Here is a 13,962-nt window from a genome sequence, read left to right as displayed (position 1 = left end):
GGTCACCTTCTGTACTTTGGATTGGCGGTCTTTTTATAGTCTGTCGGCATATTCAACATAGGTACTTCATCTTTAAAGAGATTAAGCCAATAAGCTTCTTGTCTCTTCATTTCTTCTTTTGTGGACAACTCTCTTTGCCATGCAGAGTAATCTTTGTACTGAAGGTTTAATGGTGATAATTCTTTCCCCTCATATAACTCAGCCAATTCTCGTGTAAAGATTCCCATTGATACGCCGTCTGAAATGATATGATGCATATCGAGCACCATGATGTGCTCATCTTTCTTCGTTTTGATCATTTCAACTCGTAACAGGGGCGCTTTTTCTAAATCAAATGGCCGAATAAACTCGTTTATCATCTCGTCTACATGATGAGCGGCATCTGCTTCTCGATAGCTCACCTTAAAGTCTATTTCTTTTTCAATTCGTTGAACTGGCTCGCCATCTACCATTAAAAAGGAAGTTCTTAACGCCTCATGTCTTTCGATTAGTTTGCAAAACGCCTTTTCAAACTGATGTATCTTTAAATCACCTTTTATTTTTATCGCTGAAGGGATATTATATGTTATTCCGCTACCTTCTATTTTGTTTAAAATATAGAGCCTTCTTTGTGCAGATGAAAGTGGATAATAATCTTTTTCTTCAACTTTTTTGATCGCTGAAAATTTACTTTCTTTTGTCGAACGAATGAATTCTCCAATGCCTTTAATAGTAGGCGTTTGAAAAACTTGCCGTAACGGAAGCTCAACCATAAGTTCTTTATGGATTCTAGACATCATCGTCGTCGCTTTTAGAGAGTGCCCTCCCATTTCAAAGAAATGGTCGTTAATCCCAATCTTTTCAACACCTAAAATGTCTTGCCAAATCGATGCAAGCTTTTCCTCTACTTCATTTCTTGGTGCCTCATACTCTACTCCAACAATTTCACTTTCATCAGGCACCGGTAAAGCCTTGCGGTCTATTTTTCCATTTGCGGTAAGCGGCAGTTTATCCAGCTGAACAAAAAACGCAGGAACCATATACTCTGGAAGCGCTTGTTCCAAAAACCTCCTTATCTCTTTGGTCATTGATGCATCTTTCGATTTTTTAGAAGTGAAATAGGCACAAAGGTATGGTTGGTGGTCTTTGTCTCCTCTTGCGATCACGACAGCTTCTTTCACTGCTTCATGTTTTAGAAGTTGATTCTCAATTTCACCAAGTTCAATTCTATGACCACGTATTTTCACTTGATGGTCGATTCTGCCTAGAAACTCAATATTTCCATCAGGCAGCATTCTCGCAAGATCCCCTGTCCGATACATTCTTTCTCTTGGAACAAATGGGTTTGAGACAAATTTCTCCGCTGTCAACTGCTCATTATTTAAGTATCCTTTACTTAATCCATCCCCAGAAATACAAAGCTCTCCCGGTACACCAAATGGAACTAAATTACGATCTTTATCCACTATGAAGACTGATGTATTTGCTAAAGGCTTACCTATTGGTATAATCTCAGTTAGCTCATTTATAAAGTAATATGTAGCATATACGGTACTTTCAGTTGGTCCGTAAACATGAATAATCTTATCTTTTCCTAATTTTTTAAACGCTTTTTGTACATGTGGTACGGAGACTCTTTCACCGCCAAATAGTATCTTCCTTACTTTTTTTAAACAGTCTATTTCTAAATCAACAAGAGTATTAAATAACGCAGTTGTGATAAACATTATACTTATCTTTTCTTCTCTAACTAGTTGCGTTAATTTATGAAGGTTTAAGACTGTATCTTTTTCAACCATGACTAACCTTGCACCATTAAGAAGCGCTCCATAAATATCAAATATAGACCCATCAAAGGCATAATTTGAAAGCTGTAGAATCGTATCACTATCGCTGATTTCAATATAATTCGTATTCTTCACTACTCTTATAGCACTGTAATGCGGAATCACTACTCCTTTTGGTGTTCCTGTAGAGCCTGAAGTATAAATAATATAAGCGGTATCACTTTGACTATTTTGTAAATTTAAATTTTTGCTGCTAAAAGTTTGTAAATTTTCCTGATCCAAATTAATTGTCTTAACATTAAATTTAAACTGTTTTATATATTTATCTTTAGTTAATAAAACGATCGCATTACTATCTTGCAGCATGTATTCAACTCTATCTTTAGGAGTCTCAGGATCAATCGGTAAATAAGCTGCTCCAGATTTTAAGATCCCCATAATTGCGATGATCATTTCTAGAGACCGGTCAACCATGATTCCTACAACTGTGTTTCGTTGAATATCCTTTTCTCGTAGCAATCTCGCTATTTGGTTTGACTTTTCATTTAACTCTCGATAAGTTAGTTTATTTTCTCCAAACTTCACTGCTACAGATTTAGGTGTTTTCTCTACCTGTTCCTCGAACAATTGATGTATTAACTTTTCTTTCGGATATTCTACTTTTGTGTCATTAAAATGATTAAGAAGATCATTTTTTTCCTCTTTCGAAATTAGCTCTATCTGACTCAACTTTTGACCATCATTTTCAACAACTTGCTCAGTTACTCTGTTAATTTGGGATGCTATATTGTTAATTAATTTTTCCTCATATAGACTTCCATCATAAACTAATATTAATGTTAATCTCTCTCCTAATCCGGCTGTAATACTAAAGCTATAATTACTTCTCTCCTCATCAGTTACTGCTGCAACTTCAAAGCCTAATTCATTTTCTTTGTCTTCAAGTGCTTTTTGATCGATAGCATAATTTTCAAATACTAACACATGATCGATAAGTTCATTTTTTAATTTACTCACATTTTGAACTTCAGCTAAATTAATAAAGTTATAATGATTACTTTCTATGGCATCATCTTGAGTTATTCTTAAAACTTCTTTAAACGTCTTATCACTTTCTACCTTTATTTTAGTTGGTATTGTATTAATAAATAACCCAACCATATTCTCTATACCTTCCACCGGTGCATCTCTTCCTGATACAACTGTTCCAAAAACTACCTCTTCACTATAATTGTATCTTGCTAAAACAAGTCCCCAAATACTTTGCACTACAGTATTTATCGTGACATTATTTCTTTTTGCCATTTGCACAACTTTATCTGTTAGTCCTTTCGAAAACTCGATCACTTTTTCCTTTCTTTTATATTCTCCAGTAACAGAGTTTCTGAACTTCGGGATAGAAGCCTTTTGTTCATATCTCTCTAGATATCCTTTCCAAAAAATTAAACCTTCTTCATTATCTTGATTATTTAGCCATTTAATATAATCACTATAAGGCCTTGGATCTTCTAATTGATGTTCTTCGCCTTTCATTTTATGGGAGTAAATAGTAAACAATTCATTTAAGATAATACCTATACACCATCCGTCAAGCAAAATATGGTGAAAAGTCCAAATGACTTTATAAGATTCATTATTTGTCTTTATTAAACAAACTCTCATAAGGGTTTCTTTCGTTAAGTCAAAACCCTTTTGTTTATCATCTGCTATATAACTTTTTATATATTCATCTTTGCTGTATGAGTTAAATGTGCTTATATCATTATATTTAAATTTTATTTTTCGATCCTTCATGATTACATGCAACGGTTCAGCAAATTTATAATTAAACGATGCTCTTAATATTTCGTGTCTCTTCATTATTTCATTGAAACTTTCCTCAAAAATAGTTTCATTTATATAACCGTTTATATCTAAAACAATTTGTTCAAAATATGCATTTGACCTTGTGCCCTCAAGAGCATGGAATAGCATTCCCTTTTGCATATTTGACAACGGATAAATTTTTTCAACTTTTTGGACTTTCATAAAATGATCCTCCTCATAATTTTGTTTAGCCTGCGAGAATTTCCTTTAAAAATAGTCATATTACTTGGACGTCATAAGATTTTTCAAATGGTAACGAAAATTGAAAAAGAATCGTCTGTTGTGCTGGTGAAAACACAAATTTAGCTGTTATTCTCTGTAGCATAATAGGCAGCACTTCTTACACCTGCTTATTAAAAGCAAGGAAATAAGGTGAATGATCGACATATCAGCACAACAGAGCACCTTGTTCTAATTACGAAAAATTTATACGTTGTAATTTAGTACTTTTTCACACACTGATCGAAATGAGCTTTCTTAGTCCTTTTTCAAATATGCACGTCTTTCATAATGTAAGCTGAAAAAAAACGGTTATTGTCTAAATATATCATTGGTTAGTTTTACTACTAGTTGTCTACGTATTCATATTCATTCAATAGTTCTTCAAGCTCTTGCAATGACATTTTGTCGTAACCATAATCAGAAGATGTTTTTTTTGTCTCTGTTTTATTGACACAATGAACTATGATCATTTCAAGACTTTCTTTGTATTTTTGATTAAACATATTGATTGTGTCTTCAGAATACTCTCTGTCATTAAATGTAGTACTAATCGTTAATTTATGATCTAAAACAATCGAATCAATTTCTATAGAAGCATCTCGTACACTTTCGGCCCCAATGCTCTCACCTGATGATAACGATGATGGAGAGAAATCTTTATTAGTAACATGCTTATCTATTTCGCCTAAATAATTAAATAATATTGGTGCCGCTTCATCATTTAATAAATCAGCATCTTCTGCTAAATACTTCAAAATACCGTATCCTATTCCGTTATTTGGGACCTTTCTTAATGTTTCTTTTACCATCTTGATACTCATAGAAATTTCCTCTTCTTCACCTAAATCTAAGTACACTGGATACATTGAGGTAAACCATCCGATTGTTCTGCTAACATCAACGTTTTCAATAACCTCTTCTCTTCCATGGCCTTCCATCATAATTTTTAGTCTGTTGTTTCCGGTCATCTCTCTTACTGTCACTAGCAAGGCCGTCAAGAGAATATCATTTATTTGGGTATTATATGCTTTGTTTGTTTCCCCTAATAATTTTTTAGTATCTTCTCTACTAAGTGAAATTCTTAATATTTTACTATTTTCATAGTTATCCGTATCCATTCCCATTTTTGGAAAAAAATCTACTTTTGTTTTAGCTAGATCTCGCCAATATTTTTTTTCTTTTCGGAGTTTATTACTTTCAGCATATTTTATTAATTTTTGCGAAAACTCCTTATATGAATCTGTTTTCGTACCAAGTTCAATTTTTTTACCGAGTGAGGCTTGTCTATAAGCCATTTCGAAATCTTCAAACAAAATCCTCCAAGACACTCCATCAATTACAAGATGATGAATCACAATAAGAAGATGGTCACCTTTACTGGTTTTAAAAATGCAAATTTTCATTATTTGCCCATTTAATATTGAGACTTCCTTTTGTATATTTGTTGCTAATTGATGGACCGTTGCCTGTTCGTCTTCTTCATCTTTCAGATCAAACACATATAAATCAAAACATTTTTCTTTTAAACCACGATTATATTGAATGATTGCACCATTTTGCTTTTCATATGTCATCCTTAGGGCATCGTGCTGTTCTATTATTTTATTAAATACAGTTTCGATGACCTTTTCATCGAATCCCTTTTCTCTATAAAGCATAAATGATTGGTTATAATGATTTAACTCTTTATTATTTATCTCAAAATACCTTTTTTGTATTGGAGTTAATGGGACTTTTCCTTGAATGATTTCATTTTTCTTCTTTTTAAAATCACTTTTTATATATTTGCTAAGATTTTTAATCTTTGGATTTGAAAATAAATCTTTTATCTTCAGTTTAAAACCAACTTGCGATAGCTTAGATACTATTTGCAATGCTTTTATCGAGTCCCCTCCAACTTCGAAGAAACTATCGTTTATTCCAATCTCCCTAACACCTAAAACATCTTGCCATATTGATACAAGATTTTCTTCCACTTCATTTCGAGGCGCCTCATATTCGATCCCTTTAGACATATTCCCCTCTTCCAATAAAGGCAAAGCTTTTCGATCTACCTTTCCATTAGGTGTAAGAGGCATCTTATCTATTTGAATGAAATGCGAAGGGATCATATAATCTGGTAAATGATTAGCTAAATATTCTCTTAGTTCACTTACAGTTAAATCATGTTGTGCAATCATATATGCACATAAATATGTGTGGCCATGATGATCTTTTCGATCAATGACGAGAGCTTCCTTTATCCTCTCGTTTTTTAATAGCTGAGCTTCAATTTCGCTTATTTCTATCCTAAAACCTCGAATCTTTACCTGATTATCTATTCTTCCTAGGAACTCAATATTTCCATCTGGAAGCCATCTAGCCAAATCACCTGTCCGATACATTTTTTTCCCGGAATCGAAGCAGTTAGGAACAAACTTTTCATCTGTAAGCGCCGGTTTGTTTAAATATCCTTTTGCGACACCTTTACCTCCGATATACAATTCACCATACACGCCTATCGGTTGAAGTTTTAATGAAGAATTTAAAACATAATATTTTGTATTATCTAGCGGTCTTCCTATAGGTGTATTTGTTATTTGCGGTATGCGGTTATATTCCTCCTCATAATAACTAGAATCTATTGTAGCTTCTGTAACTCCATAACTATTAATAATTCTCATGCTTTTTCCATATAGATTAACCAATCTTTTATACTCATGCATAGGGCAACTATCAGATCCTAATATTAACAATTTCATGTTTGTAAGATCTAGATGATGATCACTTACATAATTCATAAAAGGGATAATAAGTCCTGGTGTTGATTCAAAAATATTAATTTTATACTTTTTAATAGCTTCATATAATAAATCCATTTCCAGCTTCATGTAATTCGGCATTATATACATCGTTCCACCATTTAATAAGCTTCTGCATAAATCTCCTGCAAATACATCAAAAGACATACTGGCTATCTGCAATAATTTCACTTCATATGTCAATAGCTTGTAATGCTTTCTCCAGCTGTAGTGAGCATTAATTAAATTTTGATGCTCTACCATAACTCCTTTCGGATTGCCTGTTGTTCCTGATGTATATATGATATAGACTAAATCACCGGGTGAATTAACATTATTCAAATTATTACCATCTATATCATTTAAATCTAAATTATTTACATCTATTACTTCACAATGAAAACTTATTCTATCAATAAGATGAAGCTGGGTAAGGATAATCTCCACAGCACTATCTTTAAGCATAAATTCTATTCTCTCTTTTTGATATTCTGAATCAATAGGTAAATATGCTCCTCCAGCTTTTAAAATTGCTATAATTCCTACAATCATATCTAATGATCGATCTACCATAATTCCAACGATACTATTTTGTTTAATCCCTTTTGCTCTCAAGATTCTTGCTAGTTTATTTGCCTTTTCGTTTAATTCTGCATATGTTAATTTCTTTTCTTCAAATACGACAGCCACTTTATTTGGAGTTTTTTCAACCTGTGCTTCAAAAAGCTCATGTAAAGTACTTATCAAATACTCAACTTTAGTATCATTAAACTGATTTAATAATGTATTTCTTTCTTCTTCTGAAATGATATTTATTTCATTTAATTTTTGTGTTGGATTATTGACGATTTCTTTCAACACATTAATAAAATGATCTGCAAGCCTTCCAATTGTCTCTTTTTTAAATAATTTCGTGCAATATTCTAAATCAAATTTTAGATGATCAATATATTCTATTGCTGAAAGACTTAAATCAAACTTTGCAATATGAAAATCGATATCATAAGGTTCAAACTTTAACCCTTCTATATCAAACTCTTTATCATCTAGCTTTTGAACAGAAAACATCGTATCAAATAATGGGCTTCTGCTGATATCTCTCTTTAATGCTAATTTTTCAACTAATGCATCAAATTGATAATCTTGATTTTCATAAGCATTTAATGTGTTGTCTTTTACTTGTTTTAAATAATCTATGAAGCTGCTGTCACCTTTTGGGAAGTTTCTCATCGCAAGTGTATTTACAAACATTCCAATAATATTTTTTTAATCTTCATGTGACCTGCCCGCAATTGGTGATCCGACTATTATATCCTCTTGTCCAGTATATTTTGACAATAAGGCAGTATATGCTGCTAATAGAAGCATATACATCGTTACTCCGTTTTCTGTTGCGAAGCTTTTAAGCTCTTCTGTTAGTTCACGATCTATTTCAAAACCTATTCGGTCACCTTCATTACTTTGCATTTGCGGTCTTGGATAGTCTGTTGGCATATTAAGAACTGGAATTTCATCTTCAAATACTTTAAGCCAGTATTCCTCTTGCTTCTTGATCTTTTCTCCCTTATAGTACTCTTTTTGCCATTCTGAATAGTCTTTATATTGAATGTTTAGCGGGGGTAATTCTTTTTTGGCACATAAATCAGCTAATTCTTTCATTAATATATTCATTGATACCCCATCTGAAATGATATGATGCATATCAAACATCATCAGATGTTCTTTCTCATTGACCCTTACTATCTCTACTCTTAAGAGAGGGGCTTTTTCTAAATCAAAAGGTCTAATAAATTGTGCTACTCTTTCCGAGATATTTTTTTCTTCGCCTAATTCACTGTATATGATGTTAAATGTAACTTCATCTGCAACCTTTTGAACGGGTTCTCCGTCAAGCATCACAAAAGATGTCCTTAATCCTTCATGTCTATCAATCAATGTTTTAAAGGCACTTTCAAAGAGGCATAAGTCAAAATGACCTTTCATCTTCATAACTAAAGGAAGATTGTATGTTATTCCGCTTTCTTCTAATTGGTTTAGAATATATAACCGTTTTTGAGTAGAGGAAAGGTGATAAAATCTTTTCTTCTCAGTTTTCTTTATTGATGCATAAATGCTTTTTTCTTTTCCTTTTATATAATCCACCATTTTTTTTATTATAGGATAGTTGAATATTTGCTTTAACGTGATTTCAACATTCAACACCTTGTATATTTTTGATGCCAATGAGAGAGCCTTTAATGAATCTCCTCCGGCCATAAAGAAGTTATGATTGATTCCTATTTTCTGTACACCTAAAACTTCTTGCCAAATTGATGCAAGCTTCTTCTCCACTTCATTTCGAGGTGCTTCATAATCTTTTTCTATTACTTTACTTAAATCCGGCTCGGGCAATGCCTGTATATCTAATTTCCCATTTATTGTAGTGGGTATTTTTTCCATCTCTATAAAATGTGAGGGAATCATATAAGCTGGAACCTCTTTTGCAAGCGATTCTCTTACTTGATCTACGCTCGCATTTTCACTTAACTTATTCATTGTTAAATAAGCACAAAGAAATTTACTGCCATCCATACCTTCTCTAACAATTACTTTTGCTTCTTTTATGCTTGATTGCTTTAATAAGTGGTGTTCAATTTCTTCCAACTCTATTCTAAAACCACGAATTTTAACTTGATGATCTATTCTACCTAAAAATTCAATGTTTCCATTAGGCAACCATCTTACCAAATCACCTGTACGATACATTCTTTCCCCTGGACTAAATTGATTTGGCCTAAATTTCTCTTTAGTCAGCTCTTTATTATGTCGGTACCCTCGGGACAGTCCTTCTCCACCTATATATAATTCTCCAGGTACTCCGACTGGGAGCAATTGTCCATATTTATCTAAAACATATAATTTGTAATTACTCATTGGTTTACCTAGAGGTATACTTGTTTTTGCATTATCATCGACACTTACCTTATAGTATGTTGCACAAACTGTTGCTTCCGTAGGACCGTATGAGTTATAAACATCCGCTCCCTTAATAATATTTTTAATATATTCATACTTTAAGACGTCTCCTCCACTAATAAATTTCATATTTTTCTGAAGCATTAAATGTTTATTTTTGTCGATTTCATTTAGTAAAAGCGGAGAGCAGCTTATTAATGTGATATTATATTTTTCAATTTTTTTAACAAGATCATCTATGTTCAAATCACCAAATTTTTTGCTAATGACCAATTTCCCCGAACTAAATAAAATAGGGAATATTTCTTCAGTGAAAGCATCAAACGAAAATGAAACTACTTGTAATATTGCATCACTTTCACTTAAAGGGATTTCTGTCAAAAATGCATAAATATAGTTTATAACGTTATGATGAGTTGTCATAACTCCTTTAGGCTTTCCTGTAGAACCAGATGTATAAATTACATAAGCTAAATCAGATGGATGATTTAATTTTTTCAGATTATCTTTATTTAAAGAGTTAATTTGATCATCTTCAAATGAAATACTTTGAAATTGTCCGACTTTTATCTTTAAATGCTCTTGAATAACGATTAATTTTACTCTGCTATCTTCTAGCATGTATTTTATTCTATCTTCTGGATACTCATGGTCAATTGGCAAGTAAGCCCCACCGGCCTTTAGAATTCCCAATATTCCGATTACCATTTCTAGTGATCTTTCCACCATAATTCCTACAACGTCATTTGGCTTTACACCCTTTGCTCGAAGGAACCTTGCCAATTGATTGGCCTTTTCATTAAGCTCCTTATATGTTAGTTGCTTGTTTTCAAAGATCACTGCAAGATGATTTGGTGTTTTTTCAACCTGTTCTTCAAATAAACTGATGATCGTCTTATTTTTTGGAAAGCCAACTTTCGTATCATTGAATTTATGTAATATTATCTTTCTTTCTTCTTCTGAAATGATGTTTAATTCACTTAATGTTTGTTTAGGGTGATTGATAATTTCCTTTAAAATATTAATGAAATGACCTGCTATTCTTTCAATTGTTTCTTTTTTAAATAGTTTCGTACAATATTGCAAATCAAACATTAAATAGTCTGGATAAACTATCGCCGTAAGACTTAAATCAAACTTCGCAATTTTAAAATCAATATCACATATTTCAAACGTAATCCCATCTACATTAAACTCGAAGCTATCTTTACTTTGGATATCAAACATTGTGTCAAACAATGCATTTCTGCTCATGTCTTTTTCTAAGTCTAATTTTTCAATTAAAGTATCGAATTGATAATCTTGATTTTCATAAGCATTTAATGTGTTTTCTTTTACTTGTTTTAAGTAATCTATGAAGCATCTGTCACCTTTTGGGAAGTTTCTCATCGCAAGTGTATTTACAAACATTCCAATACTATTTTTTAAATCTTCATGTGACCTGCCCGCAATTGGTGATCCGACTATTATATCCTCTTGTCCAGTATATTTTGACAACAAGGCAGTATATGCTGCTAATAGAAGCATATACATCGTTACTCCGTTTTCTGTTGCAAAGTTTTTAAGCTCTTCTGTTAGTTCACGATCTATTTCAAAACCTATTCGATCACCTTCATTACTTTGCATTTGCGGTCTTGGATAGTCTGTTGGCATATTAAGAACCGGAATTTCATCTTCAAATACTTTAAGCCAGTATTCCTCTTGCTTCTTGATCTTTTCTCCCTTATAGTACTCTTTTTGCCATTCTGAATAGTCTTTATATTGAATGTTTAGCGGGGGTAATTCTTTTTTGGCACATAAATCAGCTAATTCTTTCATTAATATATTCATTGATACCCCATCTGAAATGATATGATGCATATCAAACATCATCAGATGTTCTTTCTCATTGACCCTTACTATCTCTACTCTTAAGAGAGGGGCTTTTTCTAAATCAAAAGGTCTAATAAATTGTGCTACTCTTTCCGAGATATTTTCTTCGCCTAATTCACTGTATATGATGTTAAATGTAACTTCATCTGCAACCTTTTGAACGGGTTCTCCGTCAAGCATCACAAAAGATGTCCTTAATCCTTCATGTCTATCAATCAATGTTTTAAAGGCATTTTCAAAGAGGCATAAGTCAAAATAACCTTTCATCTTCATAACTAAAGGAATATTGTATGTTATTCCTTTAGTTTCAAGTTTGCTTAAAATAAACATTCTTTTTTGTGCCATTGATAAAGTATAGCAATTATTTTTTGCTAGTTTAGCCTTAGGTATTCCATTATTCTTTTCATTTTTCAAAGCGATAATAATTTTCTCTTTATATAATTTTATTTTTTGCTTTAATTCCGATGTGATTAACTCTCGAGGTCCAATGATTTTTATTTTTCCTTGATTATGATATAAAAAAATATTTGCTTTTTTTAACTCATTTATAAAACCCGTAATATCCATGTTAACAATCATTCCTTTCAAGGTACCCAGTGATCAAATAACCACATTTGAAATCTTGTATAAATTTATAAATGTTAAAACATTAAATCTGGATAGCTGTACAATCTATCGCTAATATCCACTTAGACAAAAGGATAGATTGTACAGAAATCCCCTATGAACATATGTTTAATACCTTTTACTTAAAAGAAATGAGTCTATTATTTTAAACTACTACACTTCTTCTTCAATATAATCATCACAATTACTATTTTGATTCGATTCCGTTGATAAAATGAAGTGAGCTAATTTTTTGATATTTGGATTTTCAAAAAAATCATGAATACTTATATCTGTATTAAAAATTTTGTTTATAGACGAAACAACGCTCATTAATTTAAGTGAATTTCCTCCCATTTCAAAGAAATTATTAGAAATCCCGATAGGTTTTATCCCTAGAACCTCTTCCCAAATTGAAACAATATTCTCTTCTATAAAATTTCTCGGTGCTTCATACTTTATTCCTGATTGATTATTTCTATCCGGTTCTGGCAATGCCTTCCTGTCCACTTTATCGTTTGACGTAAGTGGCAATCTATCCAGCTGAACAAAATAGGCTGGAATCATATAATGCGGAAGCTCTTTCTCCAAAAATTCTCTTATTTTGGTTGAAGGCAATTGTTTTTCGGGAAACGATATAGCCGCATAGGTATGCATGATTTTCCTCATCTTCTCTAGCTATTACTACCGCCTCTTTTTATCCTCATGCTTCAATAATTGACTTTCGATTTCACCAAGCTCTATTCGATAACCGCGTATTTTCACTTGGTGGTCGACTCTGCCTAGAAACTCAATATTTCCATCTGGCATCCATCTTGCAAGGTCACCTGTACGATACATCTTTTCGCCGCTGACAAAAGGATTTTCTACGAATTTCTCCGCAGTTAATGTTGGATTGTTCAAATATCCTCTCGCTAACCCTTCTCCGGAGACACATAATTCTCCAATGACTCCAATCGGGCAAATGTGACTATTTTTATTTACAATATAAATGTTAGTGTTATAAAGTGGTTTTTTCCGATTGGAATATGATGACTCTTTCTATCTACTAAAAAGCTTGTTGTCGCTACCGTATTTTCTGTCGGTCCATAAGCATTTACAATCTGATAGCGGGTATCTTGATTTACTTTTAATTTTTCACCGCCAACTATGAGCATTCTTAAAGAATCGTTTTCCTGTAAAATAAACTGTTCACTTACTTTACATGGTAAAGTAGCTACTGTTATGCCGTTGTGATTCATATAGTCATTTAATTTGTCCATCTCAAGTCTGATGTTTGGATTTAAAACATATAAGGTAGCTCCTGTGATTAAACATGGGAAAATTTCACCTATTGAAGCATCGAATGAGATTTTCAAATAATTTGTTATGCGATCACTTTCTTTTATTTCATGGAATTCTACATACCAATGGCATAAATTCACTAAAGAATGATGTTCAATTAGTACTCCCTTTGGAGAACCGGTAGAACCTGACGTATAAATAACATAAGCTAAATGATCTCTATTACTGTCTCGCTCTAAATTTGTTCGCTTTTGATTGTTTATCGTTTCGTCATCTATCGCGATTTTACTTACACGCTCATTGCCGGCAAAATCGAGTTTTTCAAATAAGTGAGCCTGCGTTAATACAAGCTTTGTGCCGCTATCTTCAACCATGTACTTGATTCGCTCTTCTGGATATTCAAGGTCTATCGGTAAATACGCTGCCCCGGACTTTAGAATCCCCATCATTCCTATGATCATTTCTAAAGAACGTTCGATCATAATACCTACGATTGTGTCTGGCTGAACCCCTTTTTCCTGAAGCAGTCTCGCTACTTGATTTGATTTTTCGTTCAGCTCTCGATACGTAAGCTGCTTGTCTTCAAAGACGACAGCCACATTGTCTGGCGT

General features: G+C 32.7%; 4 protein-coding genes and 1 pseudogene. All 5 read right to left on the bottom strand.

Annotated elements, in window-relative coordinates; translation table 11 throughout:
- Positions 1-2 precede the first annotated feature (2 nt).
- Entirely contained in the window at positions 3-3,794 is a 3,792-nt protein-coding gene (locus K6959_RS20005; RefSeq protein ID WP_316252538.1) for an amino acid adenylation domain-containing protein, read from the bottom strand.
- 404 nt (positions 3,795-4,198) lie between these two features.
- Positions 4,199-12,028, bottom strand: a pseudogene (locus tag K6959_RS08250) (amino acid adenylation domain-containing protein).
- 213 nt (positions 12,029-12,241) lie between these two features.
- Positions 12,242-12,736, bottom strand: coding sequence for a phosphopantetheine-binding protein (locus K6959_RS19055; protein ID WP_262421935.1), 495 nt, complete (start codon positions 12,734-12,736; stop codon positions 12,242-12,244).
- Positions 12,737-12,751: 15 nt separating this feature from the next.
- Entirely contained in the window at positions 12,752-12,970 is a 219-nt protein-coding gene (locus K6959_RS19050; RefSeq protein WP_394373027.1) for a hypothetical protein, read from the bottom strand.
- Between the two features lie 77 nt (positions 12,971-13,047).
- Positions 13,048-13,950, bottom strand: a complete 903-nt coding sequence (locus K6959_RS19045) for an AMP-binding protein (RefSeq protein ID WP_262421976.1) — start codon at positions 13,948-13,950, stop codon at positions 13,048-13,050.
- Between the last annotated feature and the right edge of the window lie 12 nt (positions 13,951-13,962).

It is taken from the genome of Bacillus aquiflavi (genome assembly GCF_019915265.1).
GTDB classification, from domain to species: domain Bacteria; phylum Bacillota; class Bacilli; order Bacillales; family Cytobacillaceae; genus Bacillus_BT; species Bacillus_BT aquiflavi.
This window is presented reverse-complemented; position numbering and strand designations above follow the sequence as displayed.

What these genes read in the sequence shown, in the direction of transcription:
- K6959_RS20005 (WP_316252538.1), bottom strand. Translation starts at nt 3,794, where the DNA reads ATGAAAGTCCAAAAAGTTGAAAAAATTTATCCGTTGTCAAATATGCAA.
- K6959_RS19055 (WP_262421935.1), bottom strand. Translation starts at nt 12,736, where the DNA reads ATGAGGAAAATCATGCATACCTATGCGGCTATATCGTTTCCCGAAAAA.